We start from the raw sequence: 19,240 nt of genomic DNA, 5'->3' as shown, positions 1-19,240 counted from the left end.
TATTAAGCAGGCTTAATCCGCCGTTTAACCTAGGGGCTTCGGAAGCCGAACGGCAAGAGGGACCAGGTCAGTTGGGAGTCGGGGGATGCGCGAACGGGACGATCCGCAGGTCATCGGGCGGCGCGTGCAGCACTTGCGCGCCCAACGGGGCCTGACGCAGCGGCAGCTGGCGGAGCCGGCGTACACACCGGCCTACATCTCCACCCTGGAGGCGGGCCGGGTCCGGGCATCCGACGAGGCGCTGCGGCACATCGCCGGCCGGCTCGGCGTGGCCTTCGAGGAGCTGGCCGTGGGCCGCCCCGCCCACCTCGCCACCGACCTGCGGCTGCGGCTCACCGAGGCGCAGCGCCTGCTCGCCGACGGCCGGGCGGAGGACGCCGCCGCGCAGTACGCGGCCCTGCTCGCGGAGGCCGAGTCGCACGGCCTCGCCTGCGAACAGGCCACCGCGCTGCTCGGCCTCGGCGAGTGCGCGCTGGAGACGGGCGAGCTGGGCAGCGCCCGCGAGTGCTTCGAGCGGGCCGAGGAACGCCTGGCCGGGGAGTCGCTGCCGGTGCGGGTCCCCGCGGTGCGCGGCCGGGCCGTCTCCCACTACCTCGCGGGCGAACTCCGGTACGCCGTCTACCTGCTGGAGTCCACCCTGGACGAACTGAACCGGGGCGGGCTGCACGACCCCGACGCCCTCCTCCTGCTCTACGCCAGCGTCATCGGCCCCTACATGGACATGGGCGCCCACGCCCGCGCCGCCCAGGCCGCCGAGTTCGCCCTCGCCCTCGCCCCGCAGGCCGCCGACCCGGCGCTGATCGCCCGGATGCACCGCTCGGTCGCCCGCACCCTGCTCGCCGAGGGCCGGGTCGCCGAGGCCGACGCCTCCCTCGCCAAGGCGGCCGAGCTCTACCGCCAGCTCCGGCTGCGCACCGAGCTGGCCAACTGCCACTGGATGCGCGGGTACGTCTACGCCCAGGACGGCGAGCTGGAACGGGCGGAGGACGAACTGCGCCAGGCGCTCGCCATGCTCTCGGAGACCCGGGCGGCCCTGTACCGCAGCCAGGCCGCGGTCGAACTGGCCGACGTGCTGCACCGCCGCGGCAAGTCCGCCGAGGCCGCCCGGCTGCTGGAGGGCGTCCTCGGCGACTTCTCCTCCGAACGCGGCGCCGTGCACGCCGCCGGCGCGCACCGCCTCCTCGGCATCATCGCCGAGGACACCCGGGACACCGAGGCGGCCGAGGAGCACTACGTGCGCGCCCTCAGCCTCCTCGAACGCGCGGGTGCCGCGGGCGACCTGGCCGACCTGTGCCGCCTGCTGGGCGACCTGCTGCGCCGCACGGGCCGCGTCGAGGCGGCGCTGGACGCCTACCGCACCGGTCTCGGCCACCGCACGGCCCCCGGCACCACCACCCTCGGACCGGCACCGGCCCAGCCACCGCTGTGAGACGGACGGGCCGCCCGCTGCCACCGGCGGGCACCCGCCTCAGACCTGGACGCGGCCCTGCCGGTGGACGTCCGCCAGACGCAGCGCACCCATCTGGACGGCGGCCTGGGTGGCGTCGTTCGGTACGTCGCCGAGGCCCGCGTTGGTGAGCGCGAAGGAGTCCTCGCCGACCCGGACGGCGGCCAGGTCGATGGTGAGCACGTACCGCTCCTCCTGGTCCTGGGACGTGGCGCCGACAAGGATGCGCAGGCCCTGGCGGGCGTCCCCGACCTCGGGCAGCGGGGCCTCCATGACCTGCACCTCCTCCGTGAGGCCGGTCCCGGAGGTGGCCATGAAGTCGGCGCACTTGGCGGGCATCGTCCGCAGCCAGGCGAGCGTGGCGTCGACGTCCGCCGGCCGGCGCGCGCCGATCTGGTAGCGCAGCTGGGCGTCGGTGTCGGCGTCGTCCAGGCCCACGGCCAGGCGGGCGGGGGCGCCGAGGAGTTCGTCGCTGTACAGGGCGTCCAGCAGCCGCTGGCACTCCCCGGCGCTGGTGGTCGCCTTCAGCAGACCGTCCCGCCAGGTGGCCGCGCCGCGGGTCGGGGTCCAGGGGGCGCCGAGGTCCGACTGGGTGATGAGCGCGGCCTGCGCCTGCTGGTCGCTGAGCGTGGAACCCCCGGCCTTGGCGGACGCCTTGGGCGCCTGGATCGGCGCGTCGATCGTCGGGAAGGGGTGCGGCGCGGCCGCCGGGTGCCGCAGGCCGAGGGCCGCGCAGCCACCGACCGCGAGCAGTCCGGCGGCGGTCAGGGCGAGGAGGAGGCCACGGGGACGTATCTCGGCGGTCATCGGGTGTCTCCTGGGCTGGGTGCCGGTCGGGGCCGACGGGATGCCGGTGGGGAGTGCCTGCTCTCACGGCACCACCGCCCCGACCGCCCCACCAGCGCTCCGGGGCCGTACGGGTGAGCCGCCGCGGCGGCCGGACCCCCGCGGACGCGGCGCCCGAGGCGCACCCGGCCGAAAACCCGTCGCCCCGCCCCGGGGCCGCTGCTACCGTCCGCCGTATGCAGCGCGCCCCACAGTGCCCGTCGAGCACGACGACGCCGGAGACCGTCCCGGCGCGCTGACACCTGACCAGCATCGAAGCCCCGGGGCGAGCGCCCCGGGGCTTCGGCGTGTCCGCCGCCCGGTCCCTCGCCCCCGTCCGACGAGGAGCCCCGCCATGAACGACCCGCTGCCCGACCACCGCCGACTCGGACGCGAACTCGGCCTCTTCGGCACCGACCCGCTGATGGGCGCCGGCCTGCCCTACTGGCTGCCCGACGGGGCGGCCGTCCGGCACACCCTGGAGGAGTACGTCCGGGAGGCGGAACGCGCCGCCGGCTACCGGCACGTGTACTCGCCCGCGCTCGGCAAACGGGAGCTGTACGAACTCTCGGGGCACTGGGACCACTACAGCGACGACATGTTCCCGCCGATGAGGCTCGGCGCGGAGGAGACCGTCCTGCGCCCGAGCCTCTGCCCCCACCACGCCCTGATCTACCGCTCCCGCCCGCACAGCCACCACGAACTGCCGCTGCGCATCGCCGAGCTGGGCACCATGTACCGCGCCGAGCTGTCCGGCGTCCTGGGCGGCCTCACCCGGGTCCGCGCGATCCAGCTCAACGACGCGCATGTCTTCTGCACCCCCGACCAGGTCGTCGACGAGGCCCGCGCCGCCCTGGAACTGATCGCCCGCGCCTACGCCGACCTGGGCATCGAGGCCGTGCGCCACCGCCTCTCGCTGCCCGGCCGGGGCGGCAAGTACGTCGCCGACCCCGGGCTGTGGAGCCGGGCGACCGCGCTGCTGAGGGAGGTCCTCGCCGAGGCCGGGGTGGCGTACGAGGAGGCGGAGGGCGAGGCCGCCTTCTACGGCCCCAAGATCGACGTGCAGATCGCGGACCCGGCGGGCCGCGAGTCCACCCTGTCCACCGTGCAGATCGACTTCCACCAGCCGGCCCGCTTCGACCTGCGCTACACCGGCGCCGACGGCGCCAAGCACCGCCCGGTGATGGTCCACCGCAGCGTCATCGGCAGCGTCGAGCGGGCGGTGGCCCATCTGATCGAGGCGCACGGCGGCGCCTTCCCGGCCTGGCTGGCACCCGTCCAGCTGGTCGTGCTGCCGGTCGCGGAAGAGCAGGCGGAGCAGGCGGCGGCCCTGGTCCGGCAGGCCGTCGCGCGCGGCCTGCGCGCCGAACTCGCCGGCCCCGCAACCGGCACCCTGGCCGCCCGCGTCCGCGCGGCCCGCCTGGTGCCGTACCAGGCGGTGATCGGCGCCCGGGAGGCCGGGAGCGGCCTGGCCGCCGTGCGTCTGCGGGACGGCCGCCGCGTCGGCGCGCTGCCCGTGGCGGACCTGCTCGGCCGGATCGCCGGCCGGGTCGCCGCCCGCGGCACCGCCCTGTGGGAGTGACGGCCGTCCGGTGGCCGAGCGGTACCGGTCACGGCGCGCCGGCCTGCCTTAAGGTCGGCACGACGGAAGGAGTCCGCCGTGACCGGTCAGCCCATCCCCGTGATCATCGACTGCGACACCGGCGTCGACGACGCCCTGGCCCTGCTGTTCGCCGTACGCCACCCGGGCCTGGACCTCCGGGCGGTGACCTGCGTGGCCGGGAACACGGACGTCGACGGGGTGGTCCGCAACACCCTGACCGTGCTGGAGCGGGCGGGCGCACCCGACATCCCGGTGGGCCGCGGCGCCGAACGCCCGCTGCTCGAACCGGCCCGCTCCGCCCGCCATGTGCACGGCAGCGACGGCATGGGCGACCTCGGCCTGCCCGCACCCACCAGGGCGCCGGCCGCCGAGGACGCCGTGACCCTGCTGCGCCGCGAGATCCTCGCCTCCCCGCGCCCCGTCACCCTGATCCCGACCGCGCCCCTGACCAACATCGCCCTGCTGCTGCGCACCCACCCCGAGGTGACCCGCAACATCGAGCGGATCGTGTTCATGGGCGGTGCGGTGGCCACCGGCAACGCCACACCGGTCGCCGAGTTCAACGTCTGGCACGACCCGGAGGCAGCGGCGGTCCTGCTCACCGCCGGGGTGCCGATCACGATGTACGGCCTGGACGTCTTCATGCGGGTCGTCGTCCCCGCCGGCGAGGTGCACCGGCTGCGCGCGAGCACCGAGCCCGGCACCCGACTGGCCGGCGACCTGCTCGCGCACCGGCCCACCACCCAGGGCGAGGAGCCGGAGGCGGAGGAGGCGGGCGGCCTCGGCGACGCGGGCGCGGTGTGCGCGGTGGCCGACCCGCAGGGCCTCACCACGCGCCTGCTCCCGGTCGAGGTCTCCCTCGCCCCGGGCCCGTCCCGCGGCCAGACGATCGTGGACCGCCGGCCGCGCCCCGGAGAGTCCGAGATCCACGAGGGCCGCCGCGAACAGGCCCTGGTGGAGGTGGCGTTGGAGGTGGACGTGGAGCGCTGGGTGAAGCTGTACCTGGAGACGGTGGAACGCCCTTAGCGCTTCCGGCCGGCCCGGCTCGCCGCGCAGGCCGTTCCGGCGGACCGAACCCCAAGGTTCCCTTTCCGGGCAATGAGGACAGATTCCCTGGTGTCGTCCTTCCCGAAGGGATCCCGTATGGCAGACCTCTCGTCCAGGAACCCCGACTGGTGGCGCCAGGCCGTCGTCTACCAGGTCTATCCGCGCAGCTTCGCCGACGCCGACGGCGACGGCCTCGGCGACCTCCGGGGCGTCGCCGGGCGCCTGAACCACCTCGCCACGCTCGGCGTCGACGCGCTGTGGCTGAGCCCCTTCTACCCCTCCGAACTGGCCGACGGCGGCTACGACGTCGCCGACCACCGGGACGTCGACCCGCGCCTCGGCACCCTGGACGACTTCGACGCGCTGGTCGGCGAGGCCCACCGGCTCGGCCTGAAGGTCGTCGTCGACCTCGTCCCCAACCACACCTCCCATCTGCACCCCTGGTTCCAGGAGGCCCTGCGGTCCGCCCCCGGCTCCCCGGCCCGGGCCCGCTACGTCTTCCGCCCCGGCCGCGGCCCGCACGGCGAACACCCGCCCACCGACTGGCAGTCCGTCTTCGGGGGCAGCGCCTGGCGGCGCACCCCGGACGGCGAGTGGTACCTGCACCTCTTCGCCCCCGAGCAGCCCGACCTCGACTGGGGCAACGAGGAGGTCCGCGCCGACTTCCGGGCCACCCTGCGCTTCTGGTCCGAGCGGGGCGTCGACGGCTTCCGCGTCGACGTCGCCCACGGCCTGGCCAAGGACCTCGCCGAACCGCTGCGGGACATCGGCGGCATCGGCGCCACCGGCGAGGAGGCCCTGCTGCGCGTCGCCCCGGGCAGCCACCCGTACTGGGACCGCGACGAGGTGCACGAGATCTACCGCGACTGGCGCACGGTCCTCGACGCGTACAGCCCGCCGCGCACCGCCGTCGCCGAGGCCTGGGTCCCGGGCGGCCGCCGCGCCCTGTACGCCCGCCCCGGCGAACTCGACCAGGCCTTCAACTTCGAGTACCTGGAGACCGGCTGGGACGCCGGGGAGCTGCGGCAGATCATCACGGAGTCGCTTGCCGCGGCCCGCGCCGTCGGCGCCTCCGCTACCTGGGTGCTCTCCAACCACGACGTCGTCCGCCACGCCTCCCGGCTGATGCTGCCGCCCGGCACCGACCCGGGAGCCTGGCTGCTGTCGGGCGGCAACGCGCCCGCGATCGACACGGAGTCCGGTCTGCGCCGGGCCCGGGCCGCGACGCTGCTGATGCTGGCGCTGCCCGGATCGTCGTACCTCTACCAGGGTGAGGAGCTGGGCCTGCCCGAGGTCGCCGACCTGCCCACCGAGGTCCTGCGGGACCCGATCTGGGAGCAGACCGGCCATGTCCGCAAGGGCCGCGACGGCTGCCGGGTGCCGCTGCCGTGGACGACGGACGGACCGTCGTACGGCTTCGGGACCGGCGGCGCCTGGCTGCCGCAGCCACCGTCCTTCGCGTCGTACGCCGTCGACGCGCAGGCCGGCACGGAGGGCTCCACCCTGGAGCTGTACCGCACCGCCCTGCGCATGCGCCGCAAGCTGCTGGAGGGGGAGACGCTGACCTGGACGGCCGACGCCCCCGACGGGGTCCTGGACTTCACCCGCACCGAGGCCTGGCGCTGTGTCACCAATACGACCACCGCCCTGGTGCCGCTGCCGGCGGGCGAGGTCCTGCTGAGCAGCACGCGGCTGCCCGGCAGCGGGACCCTGCCACCGGACGCCACGGTCTGGCTCGCTTAGGGCCCGCCGTTCGGATCATGCCCGCGTCGCGGGGCGTGGCACGCCCCGCTCGGGCCGGCCGGCAAGGCGCCGTGAGTCAGGCGGGCCTGATCCGAACGACAGGCCCTAGCCCACCGTCGGGCTGGGGTTGGGTGCCGGGGTGGTGCCGGGGTTCGCGCCGCCGCCCATGGCGCCGCTCAGGTCCAGCGGGGTGGACGTGGCGGTCGGCGGCGGCGTGAGCACGATCTCCGGCTGGCCCGCGGGCGGTGCCGGCGGAGTGAGGTCGGAGGAGGGCAGCTTCGGCGGCGTGGTCTGGTTGAAGAGGGTCTGGTCGAAGTCGACCAGACCGGTCTTCTCCATGACCGTCATGTGGTCCAGCACCGTGTCGTTCGCCTGGTCGGCAAGCGCACGGACCAGCGAGTTCTTGGTCGTGGAGCGGATCTTCGCGATGGCGTTGAAGATCGAACCGTGCGTCATGCGCAGGATGTTGGCGAAGTCGGTGTCGAACTGCTTGCCCGTCTCGGCCTTCAGCTGGGTGACGAAGCCCTCCTGCTGCGGACTCGCCACGTTGGGCAGCGTGATGTTCAGCATGGGCGCGATCTTGCGGCAGGAGGCGTCGAGTGCCGCGTGCCCGTCGACCAGGTGCTCGCTGGCCGTCTTGACCCCCTTGGAGGCGCCCTTCTGCAGGCCGATCTGTCCGAGCGGGTACTCCCACAGCCCGGCCGCCCGCACTTTCACCACGAAGTCCCGGTCCTGCTCGGTGAGCGGTCCCCACTGGGTGTTGGCGATGATGCGGTCCTGCGCGGTGGCCGTCGTGCTCAGACCGAGCATGCCCGGGTAGGCGAGTGCCGCGAGGGTGAGGGCCATCGCACCGCCCACGAAGAGAGTTCCCGTCGTATTCCGCGAAAAGCGCACCGTGCCTCCTGCCCGGTCGTGGATCCGGCCCACGGCAGCGGCGTGGGCGGGTGGGACGCACAGCAGTACGGACGCCGACGCGATTCTTCTCTGTTGCGCAGGTAAAAGATGCTGAAGTCCGTCGCGGCGGAACGGGCTTGCCAGTTGTTGGTGTAGGTGGCAAACGGTTGAGGGAATGTTGACCTCTGCCCGGGAGAGCCGGGCCGGACGCGGGCCTAGATTCGCCGCATGCCCCCGCAGCCACCTCCCCGGATGCCGGCAGCGCTGCCCGTGCTGCCCTACCGCAAGCCCACCAAGGGACGCGACTACTGGGTGCTGGACGACGTCCTGCCCGGCGTCGACGCCGTACGGGAGCGGTGCCTGGCCAAGGACGACTGGGTGAAGGGCCACCCGTACACCTCCGAGACCTGGCCGGGCCTGCGGGCCATGCCGGGCCTGGAGCCGGGCGAACTGGCCCGGGTGGAACGGCTGGTGAAGTCGGCCACCGGCGCAAAAGAGCTGTGGGTGCAGCGGGCGCCCGGCGGCGGCACCCTCAACCACAACTGCGTGCAGGTGGTCGGCGAGGGCGAGAGCGAACCCCGCCCGCACACCGACTCGCGGGCGCTGTGCCGGTACGCGGCCGTGCTCTACCTCAACCCGGACGTGCCCAAGGACTGCGGCACCAGCTTCTACCGCCAGCACCTGCCCGGCGGACGGCTCGGCGGCAACGTCGTCCAGGCCCCCCACACCAACCTCGTCGAGGCGCTCGGCACCCGCTTCGTCAGCCCGGACGCCTTCGAGGAGGACGTCCGCGTCCCGCACCGGTACAACCGCCTGCTCCTCTACAACGCCAACCTCGTGCACAGCGCGACCGGCTACTTCGGCCGGACGCTGGAGGAGAAGCGCATGACGGCGGTCTTCTTCTGGATGGCCTGACCCGGGCCGCGCCCCCGGCCGGCCGCCCGCGGGCCACCGCTCGCCGATTGGCCCGCGACCCCGGCACGGCCCCCCTGGAAGACTGACGCGCCCCGCCGCCGTACTTCGAGGAGATGCCGTGCAGGTAGCCGTGGTCACCTTCGACGGGTTCAACGAGCTCGACAGCTTCATCGCCTCGGCGCTGATCAACCGGTGCCGCAAGGACGGCCTGGAGGCCTTCGTCACGACTCCGACGCCGGTGGTCACCTCCATGAACGGCGTCGAGGTGACCGGGCAGCGCCCGATGGAGTTCGTCACCGAGGCCGACGTGGTGCTGATCGGCAGCGGGGTGCGGACCCGGGACGTCGTCGCCGACGACCGGCTGATCTCCCGGCTGCCGCTCGACCCGTCGCGCCAGCTGATCGGCGCCCAGTGCTCCGGCGCGCTCGTGCTCGCCCGGCTGGGGCTGCTGAACGGCATGCCCGCCTGCACGGACCGGACGAGCCGGCCCTTCGTCGAGGCCCGGGGCGTCACCGTGCTGGACGCGCCGTTCCACTCGGAGGGGAACATCGCCACCGCGGGCGGCTGCCTGGCGTCGCAGTACCTCGCCGCCTGGGTGATCGACCGGACGCTCGGGACGGACGCCGCGCGGGACGTCCTGGACTACGTCGCCCCCGTCGGCGAGAACGACGAGACGGTGGAGCGCGCCCTGCGTGCCGTCGACATGGGCCGGACCGCCCTGCGCTGAGGCGGCCCGTGGTGAGGCTCACCCTGGTGGCCCCGGCCGCGGGCGGGTGAGGATGACCCGGTGACCGAACATGTGAACAAGCAGGCTGCTCAGCTCCCCGCCTTCCGGCCGGTCCGGCCGTCGGCGCGGCTGGCGGTCGGGGGACTGCTGCTCGCCGGGGCCGCCTGGGTGGTGCGGGCCGTGTGGGAGTTCCGGCTCTCCCTGGCCGGGGAGCCGGCCTCCGGACCGCCGGACCAGGGCGAGGGCGTGCACCGGCCGCTCAACGCGCTGGAGAACTCGTACCACGCCGTCAGCTCACTCGCCGGTGGTGCCGTCGTCGTCTGCGGGCTGCTCTTCGTGTCCTGGCTGTGGCTGCTGCGGGACAACGCGCGCGCCCTGTCGGGGCAGCCGCCCCGCTACCTCGGGATCTGGGTGGTCCTCGGATGGTTCTTCCCGCTCGTCAGCTTCTGGTTCCCGCGGGGCATCGTCGTCGACGCGTTCCGGGCCGGCGAGCCCGGCCGGAAGGTGCCCGTCTCCGTCGAGGTGTGGTGGGGGCTGTGGCTGATCGGCATGGTCAGCGGCGTCGGCATCGTGGCCCGCGACACCACCGACGAGCTCATCGCCCGCGCCTACACCGAGGTCTGGCCGCTGCTCGCGAGTGACGCGGCCGTGATCGGCGCCGCCGTCGCCGGCGTGTTCGCGGTCCTCGCCGTCAGCCGCTCCCAGGAGGCCCGCATCCGAGCCGCCCGGACGGTCCCGTCCGCCTCGGCCGCCGGCACCCCGGCCCCGGCGTAGCCGCAGGCGCCGACCGGGTGTGCGGCCGGACCCGGCGCGGTACGGATGCTGGGCATGAGCAGCATCGCGATCGTCGGGGCCGGGCCCGGACTGGGGGCCGCCGTCGCACGCCGGTTCGGGCGGGAGGGGTACGACGTCGCCCTCGTCGCCCGTGACCGGCGGCGGCTGGACGAGCTCGTCGGCGGCCTCGCGGCCGAGGGCGTCACCGCGCACGGGTTCCCGGCCGACGTGCGCAGGCCGGAGGAACTGGTCGCGGCCCTGGACGCCGCCGACCGCGCGCTCGGCACCGTGGAGGTGCTGCAGTACAGCCCCGTCCCGCACCGCGACTTCATGCGGCCCGTGCTGGACACCGGACACCGGGACCTCGTGGGGCCGATCGAGTTCTCCGTCTACGGACCCGTCGCCGCCGTGCAGCAGGTGCTCCCCGGAATGCGCCGGCTCGGGCGCGGGACCATCCTGTTCGTCAACGGGGGCAGCGCCGCCGTACCGCACCCCGAGCGGGCCGGCACCTCGATCGCCTTCGCCGCGGAGAGCGCCTACGGGCATCTGCTCCACGACCGGCTGGCGGGCGAGGGCATCCACGTCGCCCAGCTGGTGATCCCCGGCGCGATCGTGGCCGGACACGCCCGCAAGGACCCCGTGGTGCTCGCGGAGACCCTGTGGGGCATGCACCAGGACCGGCACGGCTTCCGGCACTACGCGGACGATCTCGACGGCTGACGCAGCCCTGTCATCCTGCGTGGAGTGAGTTTGTGGGCCAATATGGTCCATATTGGCCGCATTGCTCTCTTCAAGGGGGCCTCAATGGCTGTCGAAATCCCTTCGCTCATCAAGCCGTCCCGGCTCAGAAGCCGGGGAGGGCTGCTGGGCGAGTGCCTGGCGGAGTTCCTCGGGACCTTCGTCCTCATCTCCTTCGGCTGTGGCGTGGTCGCCATGGCGGTCGCCGCGCTGCCCGGCTCCGGCCGTGCCGCGACCACGACCACGATCTTCCTGGCGGCCGGTGACTGGCTGCTGATCACCTGGGGCTGGGCCCTGGCCGTCATGCTCGGCGTGTACGTCGCCGGCGGCGTCAGCGGCGCCCATCTCAATCCGGCGGTGACCCTCGCCATGGCCGTGCGCCGCGGCTTCTCCTGGGCCAAGGTCGTGCCGTTCATCCTCTCGCAGGTCATCGGCGCGTTCACCGGCGCGGCACTGGTCTACCTCGTCTACCACAACGCGATCGACGCCTTCGACGCCACCGTCCAGGGACCGAAGGTGAACGGGCACACGAACGCCACGTTCTCCATCTTCGCGACCTTCCCGGCCCCGTACTTCCACGGCGGCGTCTGGGGGCCCCTGATCGACCAGATCGCCGGTACGGCCTTCCTGCTGATGGGGATCGCCGCCGTCCTCGACATCCGCAACCAGGCCGTCAAGGCCAACCTCGCGCCGCTCATCGTGGGCTTCATCGTCGCCGCGATCGGCATGTCGTACGGCGCGAACGCGGGCTACGCCATCAACCCCGCCCGTGACCTTGGGCCGCGCCTGTTCACCTACGCGGCGGGCTGGGACAGCCTGGCGTTCCCAGGGAGTGTCTCCGGCGCGTTCAGCGCCTACTGGTGGATCCCGATCGTCGGGCCGCTGATCGGCGGTGTCATCGGCATCCTGGTCTACGACCTGTTCATCGGTGACGTGCTGGTCGTCCGCGACGAGATGGCCCGCCTCCCCGAGCCGGGCCGGTCCCGCCCGGTGAAGTCGGTCGACGAGGACGAGGAGTTCTGATCCCGTCCGGCCCCCGGGCGGTCCCGGGCGACGGACACGGACGAGCGGACACGGGCCCGCCCTGGCGCGACGGTGCGGTACCAGGGCGGGGCCGGTGACGAGCGGGACCGGACGGATCAGCCGGGCACCGGCCCGCCCCCGCTCCCAGCGGGCCGACCGGGGTGCGGGGGCCGTGGGTAGGGTGAGCCCATGCGAACGTCGGCGGCGGGGGCCGTTCGGAGACGACGATGAGAAGCCCGGATCCCGGTGATCCGGCGGCTGTCGGGGGGTATCCGCTGCTCGCGCGGCTCGGGGCCGGTGGCATGGGGCAGGTCTTCCTCTCCCGCACCCCGTCCGGCCGGCCGCTGGCGCTCAAGACGGTGCGTGCCGAGTTCGGCGACGACCCGGGCTTCGAGCAGCGCTTCGCCCGGGAGATCGCCAGCAGCGACCGCGTGCGCTCGCCGTGGACCGTCTCCGTCGTGGACTTCAGCCCGCCCGGGCAGCGGCCCCAGTGGCTGGCCACGGAGTACGTCGCCGCTCCCTCCCTCGCGGAGTGGGTGCGGCGCCACGGACCGCTGCCCGAGCCCGCGCTGCGGGCGCTCGGTGCCGAACTCGCCGACGCGTTGCGGGCGGTGCACCGGGCGGGGCTCGTCCACCGGGACGTCAAGCCGTCCAACGTGCTGCTCGCCCGGCACCACCCGCGGCTCATCGACTTCGGCATCGCCCGCGCGGTCGACGACACACGACACACCCGCACGGGCGGAGTCATCGGCTCACCCGGTTACCTCGCGCCGGAGCAGATCACCGGCGGCGTCTCGGCCGAGCCCGGTGACGTCTTCGCGCTCGGCGGGGTCCTGGTGTACGCGGCGACCGGCGCGGGGCCCTTCCTGCACCCCGGTGAGGACCCCTCGGCGGCCGGGCTGCTGTACCGGGTCGTGCACGAACGCCCCGACCTGTCCGCCGTACCGCCCGCCCTGGCCGGGCTGCTGACCGCCTGTCTGCACAAGTCGCCCGCCGAACGGCCCACCGCCGGGGAACTCCTCGACCGGCTCGGCGGCACCCGCTGGGCGGACTCCCCGCCGGCCGGCCTGGAGCCCGAACTGGAGCGCCGGGAAGCGGAGTTGCGGGAGGCGCTGGAGCGTCCACCCGTGCGTCCCCCGGTCCCGGGAGGGGCACCGGCGGCCGTGGACGGGATGCCGGTCGCGACCGCGCCGGCCACTTCGGCGCCGGCCGGCTTCGGGCCGCCCGTCCCGGTGCCGGCTCCGGCCGGGCACCCGTACCCCGGCCCCGCTCCCCTCCACCGTGCGCGGTCGCGTGCCGCCGTGGCCGGCGCCTTCGCGGTCGCGGTCGTGGCCGTCGTCGCCGCCGTTGTCACGCACACGGGCGGCGGCCCGGGCGGGGACGGCGGGCACCGGACCTCAGCCACCCCCGGCGTCTCCGGTTCCGTCGCCGCCCTGCCCGCCTCCTGGTACGGCACCTGGAAGGGCAGGGGGCCGGGCAGCGGCGCGGCCGACGGCGTCCTGCACGCACCGACCAGCGGTGTCTCCGTCACCCTGACCCTGCACGCGGCGAAGCGGGGCGAGCTGGTCGGGCGGCAGGTCAGCCAGATCAGCGAGGCCGGTACCGGCCGGGAGGTCGGCTGCACCGAGACACTGCTCCTGCGGGAGGTCCACCGTGACTCCATGGTGTTCGAGGCCGCCACGGGCAAACCCACGGATCCGTCGTCCGGCGTGCTGTGCGGCCGCGGGAACGTCTACAGCCTCGGCATGAGCGGGTCCGGCACCCTCACCCTGGACGCCGAGGGCGCGCAGGCCGAGGGATCGCCGAAGACGCTGACCCGGACCTCCTAGCGGCGGCACCCGACCGGGTGCCGCGGCCGGTCAGCCGATGCAGAGCAGGACGAGGCAGAGCTGCGTGGGCGAGGTCGAGGCCGGGGCCGGGGCCGTCGCGGGGGTGCCGGAGTCCGTGCCGCCGGTGGAGCCGCCGGTGGAGGTGGCGGGGGTCGATGCCGGTGCCGGTGCCGCGGTCGTGCCGTCGGAGGCCGTACCGGCGTCGGACCGCGGTGCGGAGCGCGGCTGCGGGGCGTCGTGCACGACCGCCCGCGGCGCCTCGGCGGCCTGCGGCCGGCTGTCCCGCACAGCGGTGCGGGGCGCGGCGGACAGGGTCTGCTCGCGCGGCGCGTCGGTGGCCGGCGGGTGCGCGGTGGGAGTGGCGGCGCGGTCCGGCCGGTGCGGGGCGGGGGGCGTGGACGCCGGGCTGGTGGGGTCGACCGACTGTTCGTCGGCCACGCCCATGCTCCGGTGGTCCGGCGCGGTGGCGGCCTGCGCCCGGTCGCCGGAGTTCCGGTCCATCGTGGCGAGGGTCAGACCGCCGCCGACGATCGCGAACGCCGTCGCGACCGCCGCCCGGCGCTTGCTCTTCTTCCAGCGGGCCAACTGCCGTCGCCGGGCCGCCCGTCCGTTCGGCGTGGCCGGCGCGCTGGGCGCGTCCTCGACATCGGCCTCGTACGCGGCCGCGACACCGGCTTCGGACGCGAGAGCGGCCACCGGTGCCGCGCCGGTGTCCGGCGACGGCTCGAAGACCCCTGCGCCGAAGGCGTCCCGGTGTGCCGTGTCCTCGGCCGGCGGGCCGGCGTAACGCGCCTCGAAGCCGCCCGTGTGCCGGGCCGGACCGGCGAGGCCGTCGGTGCGGACGGCCCGGTCGGTGAGGGGCGGTGCGATGTCGGGGGCGTACGCGCCGCATCCGGGACACACCAGGGCGCCGTTGAGGTGCCGGCGGCACGAGGAGCAGTAGTCCATGCGCGGTCTTCCTGGGTGGACTGCGCCGTCGGCCCCACCCGGGGCCACGGCCTGGTCACGCTCGTCAGGAGATCGAGCGACCAGTCACGCTAACGATCCTTTCGAAAGTCTGTGTGCAGCCCGTGTGGCACTCCTGCGCAGATTCTCCGGGCTCCCGTGTCCGGTCGGCCGGGCCCGCACGGCCTTCCCCGGCCGGGTGAACCCGCCGGGTCGTACGGGCCGACGCACCGCACCGCGCCCCGCCGGTCGGCATAGTGGCGGGCGGCTCCGCACCGGACCGGCAGGAGGAAACGCATGCTCGGCACAGAATTCCGCACCGGCTCGCCCATCTGGATCGACCTGGGCAGCCCGGACCCGGACGCGGCCGCCGCCTTCTACGGCGCCGTCTTCGGCTGGCGGTTCGCCTCGGCCGGCCCGGAGGGCGGCGGTTACGGCTTCTTCCAGAAGGACGGCGCGACCGTGGCCGGCCTCGGACCGCTGACCGAGGAGGGCGCCCGGTCCGCGTGGATGACGTACTTCAGCACCGAGGACGCCGCGGCGACCGCGCGTGACGTGGCGTCCGGCGGCGGCACGGTCCGTGCCGAACCGGTGAACATGGGCGAGGCGTCCATGGCCCAGTTCACCGACCCGCAGGGCGCGCAGTTCGCCGTACTGCACTCCCGGCAGGGCCTGGAGAAGGCCTCCGAGGACGACACGCTGGTCTGGGTCGAGCTGCACGTGGGCGACCCGGCGGCGGCGATCGCCTTCTACCGCGGCCTGTTCGGCTGGCGGGCCGAGGAGATGCGGGCGCCCGGGATGACGTACCAGGTGCTCAGCATCGAGGAGGGCGACCGGCAGGAGGGCGCCTTCGGGGGCGTGGCCCCGCTCCAGGCCGGCCAGGAGGACGCGCGCTGGGTGCCGTACTTCGCCGTCGCCGACGTCGACGCCCTCGTGGCCGCCGTGGAGGGCAACGGCGGGACGGTGCTGATGCCGGCGGCGACCGTCCCGGACGTCGGCCGCATCGCCTGGCTGACCGATCCGGCCGGGGCGGTGTTCGCCGTGCTCAGGCCGGATCCGCGCCAGGCGGCCTGAGCCCCGCCGGCCCCGCCGCGCCGCCGGCGTTCCGTCAGCCCTGCTGCGTGCCCTGCTTCTCGAGGGACGCCACGATGTGGGCGGTCAGCTTCTTCCCGCTCGCGGCGCCGTTGTCGTCGCCCTCCGTGGAGAGCACGCTGACGACGGCGGTGCCCACGCGGGCGGCGACCAGCGTGGTGCCGTTCTCCCAGGCCGGATTGGTGAGCGTGATGGTGTACGCCTCGTCGCCGAGGCCGCCCGTCGGGGCACCGGTGACCTTCACCTTGCCGCCGACGTCGGAGTCCGGGTAGCCGGGGCAGGCGGTGACGACCTTCGCCAGGCCCTTCATCACGTCCGCGGCGGCCGAGTCGCGGTAGGCGTCGATCTCCTGGTCGAGTTCGGTGGTCCGGGCGTCGTTGACGTACGAGTTCTGCGCGAACGACACCCCGTCGATGCCGGTCAGCCCGATCCAGCCGGTGGCGCCGAGGTCGGCGCAGCGCGGCTTGGCGGCGCTCTTGGTGGTCTGCGGCTGGAAGTCGTCCCCGGTGTCCCGGCTGAAACCGGCGTCCACGGCGAAACCGGACGGGAAGTACGACGCGGGCGCCAGGGCCTTCTTCAGTTCGGTACCCGTCGGCAGCTCGGCGGCCGGGGACTTGGGCGCGGCCGATTTCGCGGACGGGGCGCTGTCGGAGGAGGACGTGCCGGAACCGGAGGAGCAGGCGGCCAGGGCCAGCGGGAGCGTGGCGACGGCGAGCACCTTGAGGGCGGGGGAGGAGAGACGCATCGGGGTCCTTGCGAGCGGGGGAGGGCATGGGATTCGGTACGCACAGGTGACGGGTGAAGTCCGAAAATGGTTGTCCTGAATGCGCGGTACACGGACATGACCTTGATCACGTCGACCGCCGTGCGCGTCCGCCGGGCGGGTGCGTACGCCGGGCACCGGTAGAGACACCGTCCAAGACGGTGCAGGGTGGGATACGTGGACATTCGGCGAATACGGGACCGTATGGAGCCGCAGTGGCAGCGCAGACACGCGCTGCTGGTGATCCCGATCGTGCTCATCGTCGTGATCACCGTGGTGGACCAGCTGGTCCCGGCGGACATCCACCTGGGTCCGCTGCTGGTGATCGCCCCCGCCATCACCGCCTCCTTCGCCGGACCCTGGCTGACCGGGCTGGTCGGCTTCCTGGCGGTGGGGGCGCAGGCGTACATCGGCTGGCACTTCGACGTGCTGTTCACGCGCAACGTGCTGGTGCAGATCCTCGCCCTGGCGGTGCTGTCGGCCCTCATCGTGTTCTTCTGCGTGATGCGCGAGCGCCACCGTCACCAGCTGGCCCGTGTGCGCTCCGTCGCCGAGGCCACCCAGCACGTCCTGCTGTGGCCGCTGCCGGAGCAGATCGGCCCCCTGAGGATCGCCTGCCTGTATCTGGCGGCCGAGGACGAGGCGCAGATCGGCGGCGACCTCTACGCCGCCACCTCCACCGACAACGGCGTGCGCGTCATGATCGGTGACGTACGGGGCAAGGGCCTGACCGCCATCGGGGAGGCCGCCCTGCTGATCGGAGCGTTCCGCGAGGCCGCCCACCAGCACGACGACCTGCAGAAACTCGCCATGGCCCTGGAACAGAGCATGACCCGGAACCTCGCCGGCCTGGAGCCCGAGGAGGAAGCGGGGGAACGGTTCGCCACCGCGCTGCTGGTCGAGGTCCCCGAGGCGGACCACGTCACGCGGGTCATCAGCTGCGGGCATCCGCCGCCGCTGCTGCTCAGCCACGGCAGCGCCGTCACGGTCCCCGTGCACCCCGCGCTGCCGCTCGGCGTCAGGGGGCCGGGGCCCGCGGAGTTCGCCGTCGACGTGTTCTCCTTCCAGCCCGGGGACACCCTGCTGCTCTACACCGACGGCGTCATCGAGGCCCGGAACGCCGCCGGCGCCTTCTATCCGCTCGCGGAACGCATCGTCCAGTGGGCCGGCAGCGGTCCCGAGAAGCTGCTGCACTGCGTCCGGCGGGATCTTCTCGCCCACGTCGGCGGCCGTCTGGACGACGACGCGGCGGTCATCGCCCTGTGCCGCGCGTCCACCGGCCACCGGGGCCGCCATCCGCACCTGCCCGGCAGATAGCCGGGCCGCGCCCCGCGCCTTTCCCGCCGGTACGAGACCCCCGTCCCGCCCGCCGCTCCCGCCCCACACACCCCAGGGCGGAAAAACTGTCACGTCCCAACCGGTATCAACCGGATGGGACGGGTAGACGACCAGAACGGGATCAGGCGCTCAGGCAGAGGGCGGTTGGCATGGACGAGTTCGCCCGCACAGGGCTGGAGTCTGCCGACTTCCTGATGTCGTCGGCGGTCTACGAGGGCGTGTCCACGGACATAGCCCGGGCTCGCGACCTGGCCCGCGCCTTCCTGACCCGCGTCCAGGCCGAACACGGCATCCCGGTCTCGGACCGGGCGATGGGCGTGACCCTGCTGGTGGTGAGCGAACTGGTGACCAACGCCTGCAAGCACGCGCCCGGCCCCTGCCTGGTCGATCTGGAGATCTCCGGAAGCGCCGTCGACATCACGGTCTGGGACAGTGTGCCCGTCCTGCCGGTGGCCACTACGGGCGACCCCGGCCGGGTGGGGCAGCACGGCCTCGAGATCGTGATGGCCGTGTGCCAGGGCTTCGACGTGCACCGGGAGCCCGTCGGCAAACGGACCACGGTGTCGGTGATGCTCGCGGACGACCCCGGGGGAGACGTGACGGGGCGGACGCCGGACACCTGACCGGGCCCCGGTGCCACACCGTCGAGGGGGGCATCGACCCGCATCTCCGGAAGGCACGCCATGGCCACGGTCCGCTACATCGTCGACGACGTCGACGCGGCCCTCGCTTTCTACCGCGAGCACCTGGGGTTCCGTGTGGTCATGCACCCGGCGCCCGCGTTCGCCATGCTCGCCCGGGGCGATCTGCGGCTCCTGCTGAGCAGGCCCGGCGGCGGCCCCGGCGGTGGCGCGCCCCTGCCGGACGGCACCCTGCCCCGTCCCGGTGGCTGGAACCGCATCTCGTTGGAGGTCTCCGGCATCGAGGCCGAGGCCGACCGGCTGCGCCGGGCCGGCGTGCGGTTCCGCGGCGGGATCGTCACCGGCGTCGGAGGCAGGCAGGTGCTGCTCGACGACCCCTCCGGCAACCCCGTCGAACTGTTCGAGCCGCTCCTTCCCGGGGCGCGCGAGCAGACGGCGACGGGCCCGACGCCGACCGTGCCCGGCACCGACGCGTCCGGGGGGTGAGCCCCGCTCCCGGTTCTCCGGGGTCAGCCGCCGGGCGGGCGGAAGTCGACCTGCCTGCGGGCTGCCTCGTCGACCTCGTCGAGCGTGAGCAGCAAAGTGGCCCGGGTACTGAGTCCGCCGCTCGCCTTCACGGCGAGGCTGACGGCGGCCATGGACACCGGGTCGGGGAAGTCGACGACGAGGACGACGTCGTCCGCACCGAAGGCGAAGTACATGGACTCGACCCGCCCGCCGAGGCCCGTGACGACCCGTTCGACGGCCGCGCGACGGCCGCTCGCTCCCTCCCGGAGCAGGCCCCGGACGCCCTCCGGTGTGTAACTGGCCTGGATGAGGAACTTCGGCATGGCAATGCTTCCTGCCCGTCGGGACCGGTACGCGTAGTGGCCTTCCCGCGGCCGGGGCGGCCGGTG

19 protein-coding genes are annotated in these 19,240 nt (G+C 74.0%); 14 read left to right on the top strand and 5 right to left on the bottom strand.

Annotated elements, in window-relative coordinates; translation table 11 throughout:
* The first annotated feature begins 85 nt into the window (after positions 1-85).
* Entirely contained in the window at positions 86-1,429 is a 1,344-nt protein-coding gene (locus ACF08B_RS07195) for a tetratricopeptide repeat protein (protein WP_392316459.1), read from the top strand.
* 39 nt (positions 1,430-1,468) lie between these two features.
* On the opposite strand, the gene ACF08B_RS07190 is transcribed toward ACF08B_RS07195, so the two are convergent.
* Positions 1,469-2,254, bottom strand: a complete 786-nt coding sequence (locus ACF08B_RS07190) for a hypothetical protein (protein ID WP_392316458.1) — start codon at positions 2,252-2,254, stop codon at positions 1,469-1,471.
* A gap of 373 nt (positions 2,255-2,627) precedes the next feature.
* On the opposite strand from ACF08B_RS07190, the gene thrS reads away from it, so the two are divergent.
* The 3 genes from thrS to ACF08B_RS07175 all read left to right on the top strand — a co-directional run bounded on the left by thrS (position 2,628) and on the right by ACF08B_RS07175 (position 6,665).
* Positions 2,628-3,854: a threonine--tRNA ligase gene (gene thrS / locus ACF08B_RS07185; RefSeq protein WP_392316457.1), complete on the top strand. Its 1,227-nt coding sequence runs from the start codon at positions 2,628-2,630 to the stop codon at positions 3,852-3,854.
* 78 nt (positions 3,855-3,932) lie between these two features.
* Positions 3,933-4,901 carry a nucleoside hydrolase gene (locus ACF08B_RS07180; protein ID WP_392316456.1) on the top strand — a complete coding sequence of 323 codons (969 nt, stop codon included), beginning with the start codon at positions 3,933-3,935 and terminating at the stop codon, positions 4,899-4,901.
* A gap of 117 nt (positions 4,902-5,018) precedes the next feature.
* Positions 5,019-6,665 carry an alpha-amylase family glycosyl hydrolase gene (locus tag ACF08B_RS07175; RefSeq protein ID WP_392316455.1) on the top strand — a complete coding sequence of 549 codons (1,647 nt, stop codon included), beginning with the start codon at positions 5,019-5,021 and terminating at the stop codon, positions 6,663-6,665.
* Positions 6,666-6,770: 105 nt separating this feature from the next.
* Here ACF08B_RS07175 and ACF08B_RS07170 read toward each other — a convergent pair whose 3' ends face one another.
* Positions 6,771-7,511, bottom strand: a complete 741-nt coding sequence (locus ACF08B_RS07170) for a DUF4142 domain-containing protein (RefSeq protein ID WP_392316696.1) — start codon at positions 7,509-7,511, stop codon at positions 6,771-6,773.
* 276 nt (positions 7,512-7,787) lie between these two features.
* Between ACF08B_RS07170 and ACF08B_RS07165 the strand changes: the two genes are divergently transcribed.
* From ACF08B_RS07165 to ACF08B_RS07140, 6 genes are all read left to right on the top strand, one after another.
* Complete coding sequence (locus tag ACF08B_RS07165) at positions 7,788-8,474, top strand: DUF6445 family protein (protein ID WP_392316454.1); 687 nt, start codon at positions 7,788-7,790, stop codon at positions 8,472-8,474.
* Between the two features lie 118 nt (positions 8,475-8,592).
* Complete coding sequence (locus ACF08B_RS07160; protein ID WP_392316453.1) at positions 8,593-9,201, top strand: DJ-1/PfpI family protein; 609 nt, start codon at positions 8,593-8,595, stop codon at positions 9,199-9,201.
* A gap of 60 nt (positions 9,202-9,261) precedes the next feature.
* On the top strand, positions 9,262-9,975 hold the full coding sequence (locus ACF08B_RS07155; protein ID WP_392316452.1) for a DUF4328 domain-containing protein: 714 nt from the start codon (positions 9,262-9,264) through the stop codon (positions 9,973-9,975).
* A gap of 54 nt (positions 9,976-10,029) precedes the next feature.
* Positions 10,030-10,695 (top strand): SDR family NAD(P)-dependent oxidoreductase, encoded by a 666-nt coding sequence (locus tag ACF08B_RS07150; RefSeq protein WP_392316451.1) that lies wholly within the window; start codon positions 10,030-10,032, stop codon positions 10,693-10,695.
* Positions 10,696-10,779: 84 nt separating this feature from the next.
* Positions 10,780-11,736, top strand: coding sequence for an MIP/aquaporin family protein (locus ACF08B_RS07145; protein ID WP_073887579.1), 957 nt, complete (start codon positions 10,780-10,782; stop codon positions 11,734-11,736).
* A gap of 227 nt (positions 11,737-11,963) precedes the next feature.
* Positions 11,964-13,565 carry a serine/threonine-protein kinase gene (locus tag ACF08B_RS07140; protein WP_392316450.1) on the top strand — a complete coding sequence of 534 codons (1,602 nt, stop codon included), beginning with the start codon at positions 11,964-11,966 and terminating at the stop codon, positions 13,563-13,565.
* A gap of 30 nt (positions 13,566-13,595) precedes the next feature.
* Here ACF08B_RS07140 and ACF08B_RS07135 read toward each other — a convergent pair whose 3' ends face one another.
* Complete coding sequence (locus ACF08B_RS07135) at positions 13,596-14,513, bottom strand: hypothetical protein (RefSeq protein WP_392316449.1); 918 nt, start codon at positions 14,511-14,513, stop codon at positions 13,596-13,598.
* A gap of 294 nt (positions 14,514-14,807) precedes the next feature.
* Here ACF08B_RS07135 and ACF08B_RS07130 point away from each other — a divergent pair, with 294 nt between their 5' ends.
* On the top strand, positions 14,808-15,584 hold the full coding sequence (locus ACF08B_RS07130) for a VOC family protein (protein WP_392316448.1): 777 nt from the start codon (positions 14,808-14,810) through the stop codon (positions 15,582-15,584).
* Between the two features lie 34 nt (positions 15,585-15,618).
* Here the strand turns inward: ACF08B_RS07130 and ACF08B_RS07125 are convergent, their stop codons facing one another.
* A complete protein-coding gene (locus tag ACF08B_RS07125; RefSeq protein WP_392316447.1) occupies positions 15,619-16,347 on the bottom strand; it encodes a hypothetical protein in 729 nt (242 codons plus the stop codon).
* Between the two features lie 222 nt (positions 16,348-16,569).
* On the opposite strand from ACF08B_RS07125, the gene ACF08B_RS07120 reads away from it, so the two are divergent.
* From ACF08B_RS07120 to ACF08B_RS07110, 3 genes are all read left to right on the top strand, one after another.
* The gene (locus tag ACF08B_RS07120; protein ID WP_392316695.1) at positions 16,570-17,682 is read left to right on the top strand and encodes a PP2C family protein-serine/threonine phosphatase; all 1,113 of its coding nucleotides are present in this window, start codon (positions 16,570-16,572) and stop codon (positions 17,680-17,682) included.
* A 170-nt stretch (positions 17,683-17,852) separates the two neighbouring features.
* Positions 17,853-18,326: an ATP-binding protein gene (locus tag ACF08B_RS07115; RefSeq protein ID WP_392316446.1), complete on the top strand. Its 474-nt coding sequence runs from the start codon at positions 17,853-17,855 to the stop codon at positions 18,324-18,326.
* A 60-nt stretch (positions 18,327-18,386) separates the two neighbouring features.
* A complete protein-coding gene (locus tag ACF08B_RS07110; RefSeq protein WP_392316445.1) occupies positions 18,387-18,830 on the top strand; it encodes a VOC family protein in 444 nt (147 codons plus the stop codon).
* Positions 18,831-18,853: 23 nt separating this feature from the next.
* On the opposite strand, the gene ACF08B_RS07105 is transcribed toward ACF08B_RS07110, so the two are convergent.
* On the bottom strand, positions 18,854-19,174 hold the full coding sequence (locus ACF08B_RS07105) for a GYD domain-containing protein (protein WP_392316444.1): 321 nt from the start codon (positions 19,172-19,174) through the stop codon (positions 18,854-18,856).
* Positions 19,175-19,240: the final 66 nt, after the last annotated feature.

This window comes from Streptomyces sp. NPDC015139 (assembly GCF_043079785.1).
In the GTDB taxonomy this organism is placed as follows: Bacteria; Actinomycetota; Actinomycetes; order Streptomycetales; family Streptomycetaceae; genus Streptomyces; species Streptomyces albidocamelliae.
The sequence above is the reverse complement of the archived record's forward strand: the minus strand, read 5'-3'. Positions and strand labels throughout refer to the sequence as shown.

Bases quoted from the DNA above. Each gene is read 5' to 3' on its own strand.
- ACF08B_RS07150 (WP_392316451.1), top strand. From the start codon at position 10,030: ATGAGCAGCATCGCGATCGTCGGGGCCGGGCCCGGACTGGGGGCCGCC.
- ACF08B_RS07140 (WP_392316450.1), top strand. From the start codon at position 11,964: ATGAGAAGCCCGGATCCCGGTGATCCGGCGGCTGTCGGGGGGTATCCG.
- ACF08B_RS07110 (WP_392316445.1), top strand. From the start codon at position 18,387: ATGGCCACGGTCCGCTACATCGTCGACGACGTCGACGCGGCCCTCGCT.
- ACF08B_RS07190 (WP_392316458.1), bottom strand. From the start codon at position 2,254: ATGACCGCCGAGATACGTCCCCGTGGCCTCCTCCTCGCCCTGACCGCC.
- ACF08B_RS07120 (WP_392316695.1), top strand. From the start codon at position 16,570: ATGGAGCCGCAGTGGCAGCGCAGACACGCGCTGCTGGTGATCCCGATC.
- ACF08B_RS07135 (WP_392316449.1), bottom strand. From the start codon at position 14,513: ATGGACTACTGCTCCTCGTGCCGCCGGCACCTCAACGGCGCCCTGGTG.
- ACF08B_RS07125 (WP_392316447.1), bottom strand. From the start codon at position 16,347: ATGCGTCTCTCCTCCCCCGCCCTCAAGGTGCTCGCCGTCGCCACGCTC.
- thrS (WP_392316457.1), top strand. From the start codon at position 2,628: ATGAACGACCCGCTGCCCGACCACCGCCGACTCGGACGCGAACTCGGC.
- ACF08B_RS07145 (WP_073887579.1), top strand. From the start codon at position 10,780: ATGGCTGTCGAAATCCCTTCGCTCATCAAGCCGTCCCGGCTCAGAAGC.
- ACF08B_RS07195 (WP_392316459.1), top strand. From the start codon at position 86: ATGCGCGAACGGGACGATCCGCAGGTCATCGGGCGGCGCGTGCAGCAC.
- ACF08B_RS07115 (WP_392316446.1), top strand. From the start codon at position 17,853: ATGGACGAGTTCGCCCGCACAGGGCTGGAGTCTGCCGACTTCCTGATG.
- ACF08B_RS07175 (WP_392316455.1), top strand. From the start codon at position 5,019: ATGGCAGACCTCTCGTCCAGGAACCCCGACTGGTGGCGCCAGGCCGTC.
- ACF08B_RS07130 (WP_392316448.1), top strand. From the start codon at position 14,808: ATGCTCGGCACAGAATTCCGCACCGGCTCGCCCATCTGGATCGACCTG.
- ACF08B_RS07105 (WP_392316444.1), bottom strand. From the start codon at position 19,174: ATGCCGAAGTTCCTCATCCAGGCCAGTTACACACCGGAGGGCGTCCGG.
- ACF08B_RS07165 (WP_392316454.1), top strand. From the start codon at position 7,788: ATGCCCCCGCAGCCACCTCCCCGGATGCCGGCAGCGCTGCCCGTGCTG.
- ACF08B_RS07170 (WP_392316696.1), bottom strand. From the start codon at position 7,511: ATGGCCCTCACCCTCGCGGCACTCGCCTACCCGGGCATGCTCGGTCTG.